Below are 18,720 nucleotides of genomic sequence, written 5' to 3' on the forward strand. Positions count from 1 at the left end.
TATTCGCAAATTCAACTTATCTACATCCGTTATGTTACAAGGATTGTAAAGTTATGATGGATTAAGACACTACGACTGGATATTCGGCGGATTGCTTGATCCGCTTCAATCTCTTCATCACGTCATTCTCGCCGCGTCCGAAATAGTCATGCAGCTTGCTGTATTCCTGATACAGAGAGTCGTACACTTCTACATGCTCGGGGATCGGCTTGAAAGTCTCTTCCTTCACGCGCGCCATATATTTAGCGGCATCGATGATCGTGTCATAGCCGCCCTGCTCCTTGCCTGCCGCGACAGCCGCAAACATCGCGGCTCCGAGGGCCGGTGTTTGCTTGGAGTCTGCCACGATGATTTCGCGGTTGGTAACATCCGCATAAATCTGCATCAGCAGACGATTTTTCTGCGGCAAACCTCCGCATGCATACAGTACATCGACATTTACGCCGTTATCATGGAACGCATCTACGATTTTACGGGTACCAAACGCCGTTGCTTCAAGCAGAGCCCGGTAGATTTCCTGCGGCTTCGTCAGCAGGGTCATTCCGAGAATCATCCCGGTCAGATCCGTATCCACGAGCACCGAGCGGTTGCCGTTCCACCAATCGAGTGCCAGCAGCCCGGTCTGGCCCGGCTTGTAGGCCGCGGCTTCCCGCTCCAGCCATTGATGGACACCGATGCCCTCCTGCGCAGCAGCCTCTTTAACGTAAGCAGGCAGTGCTTCTTCCACGTACCATTCGAAAATATCGCCGACCGCTGATTGTCCCGCCTCATAGCCGAACAGTCCCGGAATAATGCCATCCTCCACAACTCCGCACATGCCTTCGACCTGCTTCTCTTCCGTTCCGAGCAGCATATGGCAGATCGAGGTTCCCATCGCCATTACCAGCTTTCCGGGCGTGACCACGCCGACAGCCGGTACGGCCGCATGGGCATCCACGTTGCCTACCGCAACGGCAATACCCGGCTTAAGCCCCATCATTTCAGCCATCGCTTCCGTCAGTCCGCCTGCATTGCTTCCGAGCGGAATAACGTCGCCGCGCAGCTTCGTATCCGTTAAATGCTCGAGCCTTGGATCAAGCGCTTTAAAATACTCCTTGCTCGGATACCCGTCCTGCTTGTGCCAGATCGCTTTATAGCCTGCTGTACAGCTGTTGCGGACGATGTTGCCCGTCATTTGGGAGATGACCCAGTCCGTCGCTTCAAGGAACATATCCGCGCGTTCATAGATGGCTGGTGCTTCATCAAGGATTTGCCATATTTTAGCAATCATCCATTCGGATGAGATTTTGCCCCCATAGCGAGGAAGAAAGGCTTCGCCTCGCTCCGCCGCGATCCGATTAATCTTGTCGGCTTCCGGCTGAGCCGCATGATGCTTCCAAAGCTTCACCCAGCTGTGCGGCTCGTCGGCAAGTCCGGGATCGAAGCAAAGCGGCTCGCCCCGTTCATCCACCGGCAGCATCGTGCACGCCGTAAAATCAATCCCGATCCCGATCACGTCCGCCGGATCGATTCCCGACTGACGAATGACGGCCGGCACCGATTCGCGCAGAACCTCGAGATAATCTCCGGGATGCTGAAGCGCCCAGTCATGCTCCAGCTTCTTCCCCGAGCCAGGCAATACCTCGTCTATGACGTGATGCCGGTAAGGCGTAACATGATCGGCGATTTCATGCCCGTTCGCCAGATCGACCAGAACCGCACGGCCCGATTGGGTACCGTAATCGACACCGATGGTATACTTTTTCCCCACTTGATTTCCTCCTCAAAGCAAGATGATATAGATGTGCTGCTTTTGCTTCCCTGGTCATTTCCTTTAACCCAAGTTCAAGATGTTAAGATAAGGGCCGGTTTCACGCTATTTTTGTCCGTAATAGGCATTGACGCCATGCTTTCGCAAATAATGGCGATCCAGCAGAGCCTGATCCATCGGAGGCGTATCCGGATTGATCTGCTGCATTCTGGCGGCAATTTTGGCACACTCTTCGAGCACGACCGCATTGTGAACCGCGTTATCCGCATCCTTTCCCCAGACGAACGGCGCATGGGAATGAACCAGCACACCCGGTATGCGGTTCGGGTCCAAATCCGCGAAGCGCTCGACGATCACGTTGCCGGTCTCAAGCTCGTAATCACCCTCAATCTCGCTGCGGGTCATCGGGCGGGTTACGGGAATCTCTCCGTAGAAGTAATCGGCATGGGTCGTTCCATAAGCAGGCAATGCGCGTCCAGCCTGAGCCCAGCTCGTTCCCCACGGGGAATGGGTATGCACGATCCCTCCGATCTCCGTAAAATGCCGATAGAGCACCAAATGGGTCGGTGTATCGGAGGATGGCCGCAAATGGCCTTCGACAATTTGGCCTTGCAGGTCCAGCACGACCATATCCTCCGCCTTTAACTCCTCATAAGGAACACCGCTCGGCTTGATGACAACCAGCCCTTGCTCACGGTCAATACCGCTTACGTTACCCCACGTAAATGTGACGAGCCCGTGCTTGGGCAGCGCCAGATTCGCTTCCAGCACCTGCTGTTTTAAATCCTCTAACATGAACAAACCGCTCCTCTCTATATTTGAAAAATATAGTTGTACGTACAAGTTGGCGAGCAACGGTCCGATTTCTCGGACCTTTGTTCATTTTATGCTCAACTATTCAGTATCTGTCCTGCCGGTTTCATTACGGACTCTCTCTCCACCAGCTGCGGCTGAAAGATCGTATCCTCAATGACGGCGGCATCCTCAATCATGCTGATCAGCTGACTGGCTGCCATCACGCCCATCTCGGTCTTCGGATGCGTCAATGTCGTCAATTTCGCTCCCGCTGCCAAGGCGAGCGCCGAATCGTCAAAGCCGATTACCGATACATCGCTTGGGACATGCTGGCCGCATCGTCCCGCAGCTTCGATCAGGGCAACGGCTAACTCGTCGTTGTAGCATACCAGCCCTGTTGGGCGCTGGTCATGCGGCAGACTCAGTAGCTGCACCGCCTGTTCATATGGGAACACATTCCGCTGTTCGGTCGTATAGGTGATCACCCGATCGGGCGATACCGGAATGCCGAATTCCCGGTGGGCACGCAGAAAGCCCTTCAGCCGGTTTACGCCCTGGAGGTCATCCCTTTTAAAAAAGCCTGCAATCCGGGTATGGCCCTTCTCGATCAGGTGGCGGGCAGCCTTATAGCCCCCGGCCTCATCATCCACTTTCAGGCACGGGCATTCGAGCTCCTGATACTTCTCGTTGATCATCAGAAACGGAATTCCCTTCTCCTGCAGTGACAAAAAATAACTGAGGTTCGGGTTGCCCTCCGCACTCTTGGTCGGCTCAATGATGAGCCCGCTGAGCGGCTGGCTCGTCATCAGCTGCAGGCTCTCCATCTCCTTCTCCTTGTTGTTGTCCGTGCTTGCCAGCAGAAGCCGGTAGCCTTTGCTGCGAAGCTCGGCTTCCGCCCCGCGGACAATATGCGGGAAGATATAATCGGAGATGTAGGTTGTGACGATGCCGATCGTCTTCACCTGCTCGCTTCCGTGCCGCTTGGGATTTTTCGCGAACGTCCCCTTGCCTTGAATTCGCTCAAGCCAGCCTTCCTTCTCCAGCTCGCCGAAGGTTTGGCGGACCGTCTGCCGGCTGACGCCGAACTGATCGGCGATTTCATGCTCCGAGGGCACCTGCTTCCCCGGCTCCAGCCTGCCCGATTCGAACCAGGACAGCAGCTCGTTCTTCAATACCATATATTTGGGTATCCGTCTGTTATTCATCGTTCACCTCTAGCCTTACGCACTCATGATACCGGGATCGATCCATTATCCATCGATCATCCCGGAGCTATCTCGTTATTGTAACACAGGCCAGGGCATTACTGACAGATACCCGAACCCCCGATCAGCGAAGACGATAGGCAGCTTCGCTCCAGCGCAGCTCATTTTTGAACCGGGAAAGGCTTGTGTCTTTGTCAATGATAACCGCTTCAATACCGGCCATCTCCGCCCAGTCGCTCAGCTGCTCGGACGTAATCGCGTAAGAAAGGACCGTATGATGCGCACCGCCGGCCAAAATCCAAGCCTCTGCCGATTCCCGAAGCGACGGCTGCGGCTTCCACAATACGCGGGCTACAGGCAGCTTCGGCATCGGCTTCTCTACTTTGACGCCATCCACCACATTGACCAGAAGACGGAAGCGATGGCCGAGGTCAACGAGCGATGCATTCACGGCAGGACCGTCCTGGCCGTTGAATACGAGACGTGCCGGGTCGGCTTTTCCGCCGATGCCGAGCGGATGAACCTCCACCGATGGCTTATCGAGCGCGATCGTTGGACATACCTCCAGCATGTGCGATCCGAGAATCATATGGTTACCCGGCTCGAAATGATAGGTGTAGTCCTCCATAAAGGAAGTGCTCTTGTTGCCGGCAAGGACCTTCAGAACTCGGGTCAACGCCGCCGTCTTCCAGTCGCCTTCGCCGCCGAATCCGTAGCCTGCTTCCATCAGTCTCTGTACGGCTAAGCCGGGAAGCTGCTCCATGCCGTGCAAATCCTCGAATGTCGTCGTGAATGCGCCAAATCCGCCCTCCTCGAGGAAGCGACGCAAACCGATCTCGATGCGGGCTTGATAAGCGATGGAATCGCGGACCGGACCGTCAGATAGTCCTTCCTTCGTGATGGAGTACTGCTCCGCATATTCGTTCAGCAGCGATTTCACTTCATCATCGCCGACTTGATTCATCGCATGAACCAGATCGCCGATGCCATAGCCGTTGACGGACCATCCAAGCTTAATTTGCGCTTCGACCTTATCTCCCTCGGTGACGGCAACCTGGCGCATGTTATCGCCAAAGCGAGCAACCTTCAGTCTGCGGCTCTCGGCATAAGCGGCAGCCGTTCGCATCCAGCCCGCGATCGCGCCGCGAACCTCGCCGTCCTCCCAGTGGCCGACAACGACCTTGCGGGCGATGCCGAGACGTGCTCCGATATGGCCGTATTCACGGTCCCCGTGCGCGGATTGGTTCAGATTCATGAAATCCATGTCGATGGTTTCCCAAGGAATATCGCGGTTGAATTGGGTATGGAAATGAAGAAGCGGCTTCTGCAATTGGGACAAGCCGGCGATCCACATTTTCGCAGGGGAGAACGTGTGCATCCAGGTCATGATCCCTGCACAGGTCTCATCATTGTTAGCTTCGAGAATCAATTGGTATATCTCATCCGGTGTCGTTACGATCGGCTTGAACACGATAGGGAACGGGAATACCGGATCCTTGTCAAAATCGGCGGCCACGATGCGGGAATGCTCTGCAACCTGTTCTAGCGTTTCCGGTCCGTATAAATGCTGGCTGCCGGTAACGAACCAAAAAGTATGCGGTTTCAACTTCATGATTAACGCCTCCTGTTATGAGTGCTGTCTAGCTAACTTGTACATACCTATGATCACAAACGATTCATTAACACAAAATTGTACGTACAAGTTGATTTACTCACATTCTACTCGTGCTAATCATAAATAGCAAGCAGAATTTATACAAAAATAGGCTGAAACAGGCATAGATTTCACTCCGATTGCCTGATTCAGCCTCCAAGATATTCGCTCTAATCTATTTTAGCAGCCAAGGCACTACGATTATTCCTAATAATTATGCGGCGTTCTTGCTAGTTTTCGAAGTATAAACCTTAGCTTCTTGCCCGATGATTCAGATAGGATACCGGCACCCTGTCCGGGTAATCCGTTATAATCCCATCCACCCCGCTCTCCATCAGGAAGGGGATTTGCAGCACATCCCGAATCGTCCAGACGAAGGTCTTCATTCCGGCTTCATGAATTTTCCTAATTAATGACCCGGACACAAGCTTTACAGAAACATTAATGTAGTCGGCATAGCTGCTGAATTCCTGCAGCCGCTCCTTCGACAACTCCTTCGAACTCGTGGCGACGATGCCAAGCGGTATATCCGGCATCAGCTCGTGAAAGCGGCGGAGCGAATCCGTGTCTGCCGATTGGACCATAATCATCCGCGAGGCATCCCGCACACGGTTTACTGACGGTGCCTTCCGCTTCAACACACCGGCAACCTTCTCTTCAATTCCTGGATACCGGGAAGGAAGCTTGAGCTCGATCAACAATCCGATTTCCCCGCCGAAACGCTCCATGACTTCCTCCAGCGTCGGAATCGTCTCTCCCGAAAAATCCGAATGATACCAGGCTCCGACATCCAGCGACTTCAGCTCCTGCAGGGTTAATGCTCCCACTTCGCCTTGGCTGTTGCTGGTCCGCTCCACGTTGCTGTCATGGATGACGACTACATGTCCGTCCCGACTAAGCTGCACGTCCAGCTCCAGCATATCCGCCCCCATATCGAATGCCTTCTGAAAGGATGCCATCGTGTTCTCCGGAGCATATCCCGAAGCCCCACGATGCGCAATGTTGACCCAGTCACCGCTTCGCTCTTCTCTCCATTCGCTCCGAACATCCGCCGATGCCAGAGTTGGCGGCGGCTCCTGCAGCGATGCCGCAGCCGGACGCAAGCTGCTAACGGTCAGCATAACCGTCTGCATAACGGCCAGAATTACCATGCTCTTTTTCATATCGATTGAATCACCTCTGCCCCGATCGGTCCGAAGGCCTTGTACTTATATGTTTAATTAAGAATGTCTTCCTGATAATCAGGATTTTGCACATTCCATTCCCGCCGCTTCCGGGTGCTATGGACGAACTAAACCTTTTGGCTCTTTGAATTTGCGGATTGAGAGTTGCTCTTTGGATGCTTGCCATATCCTCGATATTAGTAGTTCCCTGCCGTTTCACGTTTCAATCGGACCGACACGGTTATTTTCCAAATAGACTTCTTCTCCTCTTCCCTATCGTATTTTCGCAAGCCGCTTTTCCGCTAGCTGAATCGCAGATCATGTGCATTTTCTATTTTATGTCTTGTAAAATGAACGTAAATGGAGTAAGTTGAACATATATGAACGTCATACTTTTTTTAAAAAAACTATGATCACGAGGAGAGATGAAGTAATGGAAAGACGATATGCCTCACATCCGAATGAAGTAAAACAGTTCGATACCGAACGGCTGCGGAAGGAGTTTCACATTCCGGTATTATTCAAGCAGGATGAATTGGAGCTAGTTCTTACGCATGAGGATCGCTTGATTATCGGCGGCGCCGCCCCGGTTCACAAGCCGGTAAAGCTTGATACAGACATGAAGGAGCTGGGCGTTTCCTTCTTCCTCGAGCGCCGCGAGCTCGGCATTATCAATATCGGAGGAGCCGGAAGCGTTGCCGTTGACGGGACGGAGTATTCCTTGAATAACAAGGAATGCCTGTATGTCGGCATGGGGGCCGAGGAGGTCATTTTTACCAGCGCCGATCCGGGGAACCCTGCTAAGTTCTACTTGAATTCGGCTCCGGCTCACCAGACATTCCCTACTGCCAAAGCGACGCTTGAGGAAGCCGATTCCAGCGCGCTTGGCGATATTAAAAATTCCAACGACCGTGTCATCTACCGTTTTATTCATCAGAAAGGCATTCAAAGCGCCCAGCTCGTCATGGGCATGACTTTGCTGAAGGAAGGCAATATGTGGAACACGATGCCTGCCCATACGCATCCGCGCCGCATGGAGGCTTACTTGTATTTCGATTTGCCGGAGGATGCGGTCGTCATTCATCTCATGGGAGAGCCTTCCGAAACAAGACATATCGTCATGCGCAACGAGCAAGCGGTAATCTCGCCAAGCTGGTCGATTCACAGCGGTGTCGGCACAAGCAACTATACCTTTATTTGGGGAATGGCGGGAGACAATAAGAGATACGATGATATGGACCCTGTGTCCATGAAGGATTTAAAATAGAGAGGATATATTTATATCCATTTTTATGACGGAAGAGTTGAGGCTTTATGAACCCGCTGCGGCGATATGAAAAAATCATGGAATACCTTCTGACCTACAAGGAAGTTACCGTGGCCGATTTGAGCCGCCAGCTTGAGGTCAGCGGAAAAACGATCCGCGAGGATCTGACCAGGCTGGAGGAGCAGGGTCTGATCGTGCGCGTGCACGGTGGAGCCGTGCTGGCACAGAGCGATCAATTCGGCATTTTGCCGTCGAGGGAGCCCCTTGCCAAGCATGCCGATGAGAAATCCGAGATTGCGGACAAGGCTCTGGCTCATATCCAGGCTGGCGACATCATCGCACTCGATGGAGGCAGCACGACACTGGAAATCGCCCGCAAGCTGGGCGATAAGGACCTGACGGTCATTACCAATGATGTCTATATTATCAGCGAGCTGGCTTCAAAGAGCAGCGTTCGTCTCGTCGTACCGGGCGGGTATCGCGTGCGCAACATGCTTGCCGGCCCCGAAGGCGTAGCGTATGTGAAGCAGCTGAACATACAGAAGGCGTTCATCTCTGCGACCGGTGTCCATATCGATCACGGGTTATCGATTTATACCGGCGATCTGATCGCCTTCAAACGGGCTCTGATCGACACCTCGCTCGAGGTATACGCGGTTGTTGACCATCACAAATTCGGCCAAACGGCGCTCAGAACATTTTCCACGCTGCATGAGCTTTCCGGGATCATTACTGATCAAGGCTTGCCGGAAGAAACGTACAGCCGCTACATCGCCGCAGGCATTAAATTGGAATAGCACACATCGCATAGCATCGCTTCGCATTCGCTTTCTTGGCAAATGCCAAGCTGTGAGGGCTAGAGTGGAGAATATTAGACCGGGAAAGGGGATTCAACTGCACATGAACAGGTTTGATTTAACAGGCAAAACCGCGCTGGTCACCGGATCGGCGCGCGGCTTGGGTCAGGGAATCGCCATCGCTCTCGCTGAAGCGGGAGCCGATATCGTTGCGGTATCCATGAATACAAGCGCGGAAACGATTGAAGCCGTAAAGTCCTTCGGCAGGAAGGCCTCGGAAATTCGGGTTGACTTAAGCGATCACAGCAAACTGGAGGATACGTTCAATCAGGCGCTGGAGCTGAATGGACGCGTTGACATCCTCGTTAACAACGCCGGCATCATCCGGCGCACCCCAGCCAAAGATCATCCGGTGCAGGACTGGCTTGACGTGATCGATCTGAATTTGAACACCGTCTTTATGCTGTCCCAGCTTGCGGGAAGGCATATGATTGAGCGCGGAAGCGGCAAAATGATCAATATCTGCTCCATGCTGTCCTATCAAGGCGGGATTAATGTGCCGGGATATACGGCCAGCAAGCATGGCGTTGCCGGCTTGACCAAAGCCTTGGCGAATGAGTGGGCAGCCAGCGGCATTCAGGTAAACGGCATCGCGCCGGGTTATATCGAAACCGATAACACCGAAGCGATTCGCCAAGACAAGGAGCGCCGGGCATCCATTACGGAACGGATTCCGGCAGGACGCTGGGGCAAGCCGGAAGATATTGGTGGTCCTGCCGTATTCCTGGCCTCGTCCGCTTCCGATTATATGAACGGTCATATTCTGTGCGTTGACGGCGGCTGGATGGCCCGTTAATGACCGTTAAGGCAATGGACTTTGAAGCCTTCAGGCAGATCCGCAAAGCGCGGTGAGCCTGAAGGCTTTTTATTATTTCGGATCCCTTCGTAAGCAAGGGAACTCATCGAACGCTTTGCCTTTTTAACCTATCCTCTTTATCCTTTCCGCTTCAGCGATCCCGTTTCAGCGGCTTCTAAACTCCCATTATATCAAAAAGCGCGAATAGCCCCGTCAACCTTTGGGAAAAGATAACGTTACGGTATGGCCGTCATAGGGCTTTGAACATAGAAAGGATGATATCAATCATGCGCGGAACACGTGCGAAACGATCTGTCAGCCTGCTCTTGCTGCTCTCCCTTGCAAGCACGTTGCTGCTTCCCGGTTGTACATTCGACAGCCAGGACCGGGTGCCGACGCCGAATATGGGAGTCAATCCGTACCGGGTCAACACAGGAAACCTGCTTGGCAATGCTGTCGAACGCGGCACTTTGCGGATCGGAACCGAGCGGGACTATCCTCCATTCAGCTATCGCGGTACCGGCGGAAGACTTACGGGGTTTGATGTGGAGATTGCCGAAGAGGTCGCACGCCATATGGATCTCCGGGCTGAATTTACTGAAGAGTCCTGGGATCGTCTTCTCCCCGGATTAACCGAAGGTAAATACGATGCCGTATTTAATCAAATCGAAGACCGGCCCGACCGGCGGGAATTGTACGATTTCTCCATCGCCTATCTGTCAACCGTACCTGTGTTACTGGTCCGCACGGGTGAAGAGGGGATTCGGTCTTTTTCAGATATGAAGGGCAAACGGGTCGGCCTGAACCCGACGGGAGCCTATCAAGGCATTGCCCAGAAGCACGGAGCGAAGATCGTGCCTGCCAAGTATATCCGGGAAGCCGCTGACATGCTGGTCAAGGGAAGCATCGATGCGGTGATCACCGATCAGCTGTCCGTCACCAATCTAAAGCAGCAGCTCCCGGACCTGCCGGTGCAAGCGGCCGCTTCATCCAGGGAGGTATTCGAAGTATCCGCCGCATTCGTGAAAGGGAACCCCGATCTGCTCGCTGCGGTTAACAATGCACTGGCTACCATGCAGCAGGATGGAACCTACTTAACGATCTGGAACAAATACTTTGGGGATACCCCGCAAAGCTACAAAGGCATTCATGACCTCAAGGACAAGCCGTAACCGTGCCCGGGGATGAGCTTCCCGGTCACGCCCCTGCAGCCCCTTTCCATGGCCGGCAAGTCTAAAATAAGAGGCGCCTGCATGAGCTGATACCAGTTCATGCAGGCGCCTCTATATAATCCGCTCGTTAGGATTCCTCTGTCTTCTCTTCGGCCGCAGCTTCGTCTGCCTCTGCAGGCTCCTCCGTCTCGGCTGCCTCGACGGCCCGTGGTACGATAACCGTGGCAAGCACTTCCTCGTCCGAGGCATGCAGGGTAATGCCCTTAGGCACTTGAATGTCGGCAACGGTGAGCTTATCGCCGATTTCGAGCGAGGATACATCTGCTTCAAGCGTTGACGGCAGCTCGCCCGGCAGTCCCTCGACTTCAAGCTCTGTTACCTGCGTTTGCAGGATGCCGCCCGTTTTGGTGCCGGGTGCGGTTCCATGGTATTCGACCGGAATGCTGACACGTACAGGCTTATTCATCGATATGCGAAGAAAATCAATATGAGCGACGTTTCCGCGTCTCTTCTGTATATCTTTAATCAATACGGGAATCTGGCCAGAGCCTGGAATGTCCAGATGGAACACTTCCGAGCGTCCGGTATGAAACAGCTTGGCCGTTTCCTTCAAATCAACGGCTACGGGAATGCTTTCGTCGCCCCCGCCGTATACAACACCCGGAACGCCGCCTCTCTCTCGAAGCGCTCGACGTGAACCCCTTGTAAATTCATTTCGTACTTGTGCGGTGAGTTGAACGTTGTTTCCTTTTGCCATGAGTGAAAATCCTCCTTTATCGAAAACAAAGTCTATCTCATTATTACCCTTTTTTTATGCTAGCTAATCATTTTTTCGTAGAATGTTTCACTTCGAATCGCTCAGGGTAATAAGCATTACCCCTTTTGAAATATAAAACAGGAGCCATCCTTTCGTTGATAAGGATGGCTCCTTCTTTGATGCCACACATAACTCGCAGCTTCCCTAACTGGCAACACCGCTGCGCCGGGTCACGGACCATCCCTCGCTGCCGCTTTGCATCGAGAAACGGACCGTCTTCTGTTCGGGCGGAATGTCGATATAATAATCCTGATCGCCTTCCCGGTTCTCCCACTCGCGCAGCCGAAGGATGCAACCGATTCGCCGAACGCCCGCAGCCGCATAGATTACCGCCCTGGCCTTGGTGTCCACCCCTTGCGATAACGGAACGCTGCCGTCCTGCACGCCGGTTCCCCACACCCAGGCGTTCCAGCCCTCGTACTTGCCGTCCTTGCGTTCGTATTCCAGCTCAATCTTTACTAATCCGTCCTTAAGCGCATTGCGGTCTTCATACAGCACCATCAGGGATACCCCTGGTACCCGGATGGACGCCCGGTCCGTCGTTCTGATCGGCTCGGTGCCAGCTCGTTCTTCGTTGACCACGATGTTCCAGCGGTATGGGGTAGGCGGCAGTTCGACCTTCAAATCCTGCTCATTTGCATTGGCAATGACGACGATTTGCCTCCATTCCCCGCTGCCGGAGCCGCCTTGAATACGACAGGCAACCAATCGGTCGCTGGCGTGCAGCACCTGCATTCGACGCTCAATCTCCTCGCGCTTCGACAACCGAAAGGCCGGCTGCGAACGGCGAAGATGGATCAGGCCTTTATAATAGTCGAACACCGGTTTGAACAGCTTCTTGTTGGACCAGCGGATGGCGTTTATGGCATCACCGCTCCGGTAGCTGTTGTGGTCGCCAAATTTCGTCCGGAGCAGCTCGTCACCAGCGTGGAGCAGCGGAATCCCTTGGGAGAGCAGCACGATCCCGTTGGCAAGCAGGCTGCGGCGGACGGGATCCGATGACATGACCTGATCCGCTTGGACGCCGGCGTAAGGCCGGGAAGCTGCCGTTGCCTCCCAGAGGCTGCCCCCGTTCTGCAGCCTGCCGTCATGCAGCCGAAGCAGACCCGCCTCCTGTTCCATTCCCAATGTTATCAGGATTTTATCCCACAGATTCAAGTTGTCATGAACCGTGACATAATTTATCGTTTCGCTAGCATCCTGTGCGAAATCGTGGATGGACCCCATCATTCCTTCCGCTATGGCCCCTTCCGTCCACGGCTCGCCGGTAGCAAAACCTCGTCCTTGCCCGTCATTATCGCCCTTGATGGCATAACGGAAATGATCATTGAATACCGCAAAGCCTTGGCCCCTCTGGGTGCCCTTTACGGTCTGCTCCGCCAGCGGGCTAAGCCCTCCGGTCCACGGCTCGCCGTAAAACAGCAGCGACGAATCAACCTCCTCCCGAAGCTCCCGAACCACTTCCTTCATGGTGGTTGTATCGATGAGCCCCATCAGATCGAACCGAAATCCGTCGATATGATATTCCTCTGCCCAATACCTTAGCGAATCCTTGATGAATTTGCGCACCATCGGCTTCTCCGTTGCCAGCTCGTTCCCGACCCCGGAGCCGTTGGATAAAGCTCCGCCGCAGTCCCTGCGGTAAAAATATCCCGGAACAAACCGCTCGAATGGCCCGTCATCCACCGTAAACGTATGGTTGTATACGACGTCCATGACGACACGGATTCCGCAGGCATGCAGCGCCTGAATCATTTCCTTCAGCTCCCGGATCCGGACGGCAGGGTCCGCCGGGTCGGTTGCGTACGATCCTTCGGGGACATTGTAATGCAGCGGATCATAGCCCCAGTTGTACTGGCTGCTGATCGAGTCGGAGCCGTACCCGTCAAGCTCATTGACCGTGGCAAAATCGAAGATCGGCAGCAGATGCACATGCGTGACGCCAAGCTCAATCAGATGGTCCAACCCGAGCGTATTGCCGTCCTCGTCCCTGAGTCCCCGCTCGGTGAAAGCCTTGAATTTCCCTCTATATTTCATCCCCGAATCGGTATGAATCGAGAAATCGCGTACATGGAGCTCGTACACCACGGCATCGGTCGGCTGAATCAGCGGCGGCCGTACATCATTCGCCCAGCCCTCCGGATTCGTAACGGTCGGATCGATGATCGCTCCGCGGCAGCCGTTGGCCGAGACAGCTCTTGCATATGGATCCACCCCGTAGCATAACTTACCGTCTTCGGATCGGATCTCATACATATAAAATTTCCCGTGCAAATCCCCATGGACATGCACACTCCATGTTCCATCCGGGCTGCGTTCCATAACATATCGTTCTCCGCCCTCATGGTTTGTCACAAGACCATTATCATTGTAATCGCCGGCACTTTCATACAGCGCCAGCCGAACGCTCTTCGCAGCAGGAGCCCAAACCTGAAAGGCAGTTCCCTGTTTGCTGTAGAACGCTCCCAGTCGATCGCTCGTGCAGCTCTTGATCATGTCCATATTCATCCTCACCGTCGCTTTAAAAGTAGATTCGCATCCAGTATGGGTACCTGAATCATGAGACAGACCTCCAGCATTTGAATGTAAAACGCTTTCATATATCAATATATGTCAAAAGCCTTCATTTGGTTTGGGTTCATGCCAAATCCCCATATTTTTTAGGCTATTATACAAGCAAATTTGCCTGGTGTCTTTCTTTTTTCTGCGAGAATGCAGCCGGAACCAAATGAAAATGAAAATTTCGGTCATCAATCGAAGCTGATAAACTTATTGGGAGAGGTCAGCAATAGCATCTTTTAATTCTGCCACGAGATAAAAAATAGCATCTGTCCGGGTGGACAGATGCCGTCAATTCATCATTTACTTGGAAAAAGATGTTCAAGATTCCCTTGGGAATATCAAGTTATGACCCAGTTAATGGCGCAAAACGAATAGCTTCGATGAATTACGCGTTCGCAGCGTCGATCGCACGAACCAGCTCGACCACTTCCTCCGCGGTTCCCATCTCCAGCGCTTTCGCTGCGAGCGTCTGCATCTCGGCGCGGGACAGCTTGCTGATCTGGCTGCGTGCCGGAAGGATCGAGGTTGCGCTCATGCTAAACTCATCCAGCCCCAGTCCGAGCAAAATCGGAATCGCCGTTGAATCGCCGGCCATTTCGCCGCACATGCCGACCCAGCGGCCTTCGCGGTGGGCAGCGTCAATGACCATTTTAATCAGGCGAAGAATCGCCGGATTGTACGGCTGATACAGATAGGATACGCGTTCGTTCATACGATCCGCCGCCATCGTGTATTGAATCAGATCATTGGTGCCGATGCTGAAGAAATCCACTTCCTTGGCAAATTGGTCAGCCAGAACCGCCGTTGACGGAATTTCGACCATAATCCCCAGTTGGATATTGCTCGCAACCTGGATTCCTTCGGCCTCCAGCTTCGCCTTCTCTTCTTCAAGAACGGCTTTGGCTTCCCGGAATTCACCGAGTGTAGCGATCATCGGGAACATGATGCGCAGATTGCCATGAACGCTGGCGCGAAGCAGCGCCCGCAGCTGCGTTCTGAATATGTCCTGGCGGTCAAGGCACAGACGAACCGCACGGAAACCGAGGAACGGATTCATTTCCTTCGGCAAATCGAGGTAAGGGAGCTCCTTGTCGCCGCCGATATCCAGCGTCCGGACGACAACCGGCTTGCCTTCCATTTTCTCCAGGACCGACTTGTACGCGACATATTGAATTTCTTCGGAAGGCAGCTTGTCTCTGCCCATATACAGAAACTCTGTACGGTACAGGCCGACCGCTTCGCCTCCGTTATCCAATACGCCGGCCACGTCGTTAGGCGTACCGATATTGGCTGCCAGCTCGACATGCACGCCGTCCTTCGACACGGTTGGCTCGGTACGGAGCTTCTTCCACTCCTCAACCTGCTTGGCATAAGCTTCTTGCTTGGCGCGATATTGGGTTACGATCGCCTCGGTCGGATTGATGATGACATCGCCTTCCAGACCGTCAACGATCATGAGGTCGCCGCTCTGAACCGAGGAGAGCACATTCTTCGTTCCGACAACGGCCGGGATTTCAAGCGACCGTGCCATGATGGCCGAATGCGAGGTCCGGCCGCCGATGTTCGTCGTAAAGCCCTTCACGTACTTGCGGTTCAGCTGCGCCGTATCCGAAGGCGTCAAATCCTCGGCAACGACAATCACTTCCTCGCTGATTTCCGAAGGGCTGACATAATTCAGTCCAAGCAAATGCTTCAGGATGCGCTTCGTAACATCACGCATGTCGGCAGCCCGCTCCTGCAAATAAGCGCTCTTCATGTTCTCGAACATTTGGATGAACTGAGTTGCCGTTTCGTTTAAGGCATATTCTGCATTAACCGATTCGGACTTGATTTTCTCCTTAACCGGATCGATCAGCTCCGGGTCGTTCAGAATGAGAAGGTGAGATTCGAAAATCTCAGCCTTCTTCTCTCCAAGCTCCTGAAGCGTCCGTGCCTTGATCGCTTCCAGCTCAGTTTGGGACTGAGCCAGAGCGGCATCCAGCTTCGCAAGCTCGGCATCTACGTCCGTTACCTGCTTTTGGCTGATCGAATAATCAGGATGCTCGAGGATGAAAGCCCGGGCAATCGCAATACCAGCCGATGCCGCGATTCCTTTCAGATTATTCATGAAGTTCCCCTAGCCCTTCGTTGATCATGACTTCTTGGAGCGCTTGAAGCGCTTCGCTCTCGTTGCCGCCTTCAGTAATCAGCGTCAGCGTATCACCTTGCTCAAGACCGAGGGACAGCACGCCAAGAATGGATTTCAACGTCACTTTCTTGCCGTTGGATTCCGCGAAAGAATTCGTGTCCTGGAATTTGTTGGCTGTGTTAACCAGCGCTGTTGCAGGGCGTGCATGGATTCCGTCTTCGTCGATAATTCTGAAAGTTTGTTGCATGTTCATCATCCTACTTTCTTCGGTTTTTATAATTTAAGTTATTTCTAGCATAGCATAAGCCTGCTCATTCAAAGAAGTTTACCCCTTGGTGATCGTGATGATGGCCTCTTCGCCGCTCTTTACATCACCGGTTTTGTTCAGCTTAACCGCTGCGCCTTCCGGCAGATTCGAGAAGATGATCGGAGAAATGATGGATTTCGCATTCTCCTTCACATACTCCAGATCGACCTGCATGATCGGCTGTCCTGCGGTTACAGCATCGCCTTCCTCGACAAGCACGGTAAATCCTTGTCCCTTCAGCTTCACGGTGTTTACGCCGATGTGGACGAGCACTTCCTTGCCGCCGTCCGACATGATGCCGACCGCGTGCTTGCTTGGGAATACGTTGAACACTTTGCCGTTGACCGGTGAAGCAATGGTTCCGTTATGAGGCACAACGGCGAATCCATCGCCTGTCATGCGCTCCGAAAAGACCGGATCCGGCACATGGGATATATCCATCAGCTCGCCGTCTACCGGAGACACGATCTGCTCCGAGACAAGCGTCCCTTCCGCTGCATCCGTATCACAAGCCTGCTCATTCGAGACGACTGGTTGAACCGGTGCGTCCTCCCCAGGCGAAACCGCCGTGGCAGAGGTTGTTTCAGCTGGAGCTGCTTTCCCGGAAATAATATCCTGGATCTGCGATTTAATCGTATCGGAACGGGTTCCGAAGATCGCCTGGATATTGTTGCCGACCTCAAGCACTCCGGATGCTCCGAGCTGCTTCAATCTGGCTTTATCGACATTGCCCTTGTCTTTGACTTCCACCCGAAGACGGGTAATGCAAGCATCCAGATGAGCGATATTCGTCTGTCCGCCGAGTGCGGTCAGAATATTGGACGGCAGCTCGTCCTTGCTGCTTCCCGCAGCTTTCGAGCCCGAGTCTGTCGCAGCCGCGGCATCTTCGCGGCCAGGCGTCTTCAGATTAAACTTCCGGATGACGAACCGGAAGCCGAAATAGTAGATGACCGCCAGAATCGCGCCGACGATCAGCACATTCCACCACGGTGTCCGGTTCGGGATGACGCCGAAGATCATGTAATCGATAAGCCCCCCGGAGAAGGTCATGCCGATCTTCGTGCCCAGAATATGCATCGTCATGAAGGACAGTCCGGCGAACAGCGCATGGACTGCGAACAGCAGCGGCGCCACGAACAGGAAGGAGAACTCAAGCGGCTCCGTGATTCCTGTCAGGAACGAGGTCAGGGCAGCCGAACCCATAATGCCGGCGACATATTTCTTGTGCTCCGGTCTAGCCTCGTGGTAGATGGCCAGCGCGGCAGCGGGCAAACCGAACATCATGAACGGGAACTTACCGGTCATGAACGTACCGGCCGTAAATTCCACGCCGTCCCGCAGCTGGGCCATAAATATATTTTGATCACCGCGTACCATTTGACCTGCCTGATTAAAGTATTCCCCAAATTCAAACCAGAATGGGGAGTAGAAGATGTGGTGCAGACCGAACGGAATCAATCCGCGTTCCACGACGCCGAATACGAATGCGGACAGCGTCAAATTTTGTTCCAGCATGAAATGGGATGCGGTGTTAAGCGCAGACTGGATCGGCGGCCAGATCACGACCATCAATAAACCAAGCAATAGCGAAGTCGCAGCCGTCATAATCGGAACAAACCGTTTCCCGGCGAAGAAGCCCAGGTAGGATGGAAGCTCCATATTGAAAAATCTTCGGTACATGCTGGCAGCAAGTATGCCGACGATAATTCCGCCGAACACCCCGGTGGCTAATGTCGGGATGCCTAACACACTGGCATACTCGTAATTGGTGCCGATCATGGAAGGGGTTACGCCAATGACGCTTCCCATCGTTACGTTCATGACCAGATACCCGATAATCGCAGCAAGACCCGCTACACCTTCGCCTCCGGCCAAGCCGACGGCTACCCCGACCGCGAACAGCAGCGGCAGATTCGTAAACACGATCTGTCCCGCGTTCATCATGATGGTCGCAGCTGCTTGTACCCAGGCGGCATCAAGCCAAGGCGCATACTTGAGGAAATCCTCATTGACGAGCATGTTGCCCAGTCCGAGCAGCAGACCGGCAGCCGGAAGGATGGCTACGGGCAGCATCAGCGCTTTACCGACTCTTTGCAAAACGCCGAAAAGTCGTTTAAACATGACGATTCTCACCCTCTATCTAGTTGTTGTCACAAATGTGTGAAATGGTGTTGCAAGCATAAAACAACAAAAAAAGGCATGAGCAATTACGGGAACCGGTTGGTCTCTAATCCTATGGATTAGATT

At 53.5% G+C, this 18,720-nt stretch carries 14 protein-coding genes; 4 read left to right on the top strand and 10 right to left on the bottom strand.

Annotation, left to right across the window (positions count from 1 at the left end; genetic code table 11):
- Positions 1-61: 61 nt before the first annotated feature.
- The 5 genes from NSQ46_RS21795 to NSQ46_RS21815 form a co-directional block, all read right to left on the bottom strand.
- Entirely contained in the window at positions 62-1,750 is a 1,689-nt protein-coding gene (locus NSQ46_RS21795; protein ID WP_210095606.1) for a ribulokinase, read from the bottom strand.
- 105 nt (positions 1,751-1,855) lie between these two features.
- On the bottom strand, positions 1,856-2,545 hold the full coding sequence (gene araD / locus NSQ46_RS21800; protein ID WP_028405028.1) for an L-ribulose-5-phosphate 4-epimerase: 690 nt from the start codon (positions 2,543-2,545) through the stop codon (positions 1,856-1,858).
- Positions 2,546-2,640: 95 nt separating this feature from the next.
- A complete protein-coding gene (locus NSQ46_RS21805; RefSeq protein ID WP_210095605.1) occupies positions 2,641-3,750 on the bottom strand; it encodes a GntR family transcriptional regulator in 1,110 nt (369 codons plus the stop codon).
- 124 nt (positions 3,751-3,874) lie between these two features.
- Positions 3,875-5,362 (bottom strand): L-arabinose isomerase, encoded by a 1,488-nt coding sequence (gene araA, locus NSQ46_RS21810; protein ID WP_210095604.1) that lies wholly within the window; start codon positions 5,360-5,362, stop codon positions 3,875-3,877.
- A 293-nt stretch (positions 5,363-5,655) separates the two neighbouring features.
- The gene (locus NSQ46_RS21815; protein WP_210095603.1) at positions 5,656-6,567 is read right to left on the bottom strand and encodes a glycerophosphodiester phosphodiesterase family protein; all 912 of its coding nucleotides are present in this window, start codon (positions 6,565-6,567) and stop codon (positions 5,656-5,658) included.
- 433 nt (positions 6,568-7,000) lie between these two features.
- Here NSQ46_RS21815 and kduI point away from each other — a divergent pair, with 433 nt between their 5' ends.
- The 4 genes from kduI (at position 7,001) to NSQ46_RS21835 (ending at position 10,659) form a co-directional block, all read left to right on the top strand.
- Positions 7,001-7,834: a 5-dehydro-4-deoxy-D-glucuronate isomerase gene (gene kduI / locus NSQ46_RS21820; RefSeq protein WP_210095602.1), complete on the top strand. Its 834-nt coding sequence runs from the start codon at positions 7,001-7,003 to the stop codon at positions 7,832-7,834.
- A gap of 47 nt (positions 7,835-7,881) precedes the next feature.
- Positions 7,882-8,631 (top strand): DeoR/GlpR family DNA-binding transcription regulator, encoded by a 750-nt coding sequence (locus NSQ46_RS21825; RefSeq protein ID WP_340901157.1) that lies wholly within the window; start codon positions 7,882-7,884, stop codon positions 8,629-8,631.
- Positions 8,632-8,734: 103 nt separating this feature from the next.
- Complete coding sequence (kduD, locus tag NSQ46_RS21830) at positions 8,735-9,487, top strand: 2-dehydro-3-deoxy-D-gluconate 5-dehydrogenase KduD (protein WP_028405022.1); 753 nt, start codon at positions 8,735-8,737, stop codon at positions 9,485-9,487.
- 287 nt (positions 9,488-9,774) lie between these two features.
- Complete coding sequence (locus tag NSQ46_RS21835; RefSeq protein WP_007129285.1) at positions 9,775-10,659, top strand: transporter substrate-binding domain-containing protein; 885 nt, start codon at positions 9,775-9,777, stop codon at positions 10,657-10,659.
- Between the two features lie 127 nt (positions 10,660-10,786).
- On the opposite strand, the gene NSQ46_RS21840 is transcribed toward NSQ46_RS21835, so the two are convergent.
- From NSQ46_RS21840 to ptsG, 5 genes are all read right to left on the bottom strand, one after another.
- Complete coding sequence (locus NSQ46_RS21840) at positions 10,787-11,416, bottom strand: 50S ribosomal protein L25 (protein WP_007129284.1); 630 nt, start codon at positions 11,414-11,416, stop codon at positions 10,787-10,789.
- A gap of 204 nt (positions 11,417-11,620) precedes the next feature.
- Positions 11,621-13,972 carry a type I pullulanase gene (gene pulA / locus NSQ46_RS21845; RefSeq protein WP_342574662.1) on the bottom strand — a complete coding sequence of 784 codons (2,352 nt, stop codon included), beginning with the start codon at positions 13,970-13,972 and terminating at the stop codon, positions 11,621-11,623.
- Positions 13,973-14,423: 451 nt separating this feature from the next.
- The gene (gene ptsP / locus NSQ46_RS21850; protein ID WP_341034051.1) at positions 14,424-16,145 is read right to left on the bottom strand and encodes a phosphoenolpyruvate--protein phosphotransferase; all 1,722 of its coding nucleotides are present in this window, start codon (positions 16,143-16,145) and stop codon (positions 14,424-14,426) included.
- Entirely contained in the window at positions 16,138-16,413 is a 276-nt protein-coding gene (locus NSQ46_RS21855; RefSeq protein ID WP_007129281.1) for an HPr family phosphocarrier protein, read from the bottom strand. The genes ptsP and NSQ46_RS21855 overlap by 8 nt, the downstream gene beginning before the upstream one ends.
- A gap of 78 nt (positions 16,414-16,491) precedes the next feature.
- Positions 16,492-18,594, bottom strand: a complete 2,103-nt coding sequence (gene ptsG, locus NSQ46_RS21860; protein WP_341034052.1) for a glucose-specific PTS transporter subunit IIBC — start codon at positions 18,592-18,594, stop codon at positions 16,492-16,494.
- Positions 18,595-18,720 lie beyond the last annotated feature (126 nt).

The sequence above is a fragment of the Paenibacillus sp. FSL M8-0142 genome (assembly GCF_038597315.1).
In the GTDB taxonomy this organism is placed as follows: domain Bacteria; phylum Bacillota; class Bacilli; order Paenibacillales; family Paenibacillaceae; genus Paenibacillus_AQ; species Paenibacillus_AQ lactis.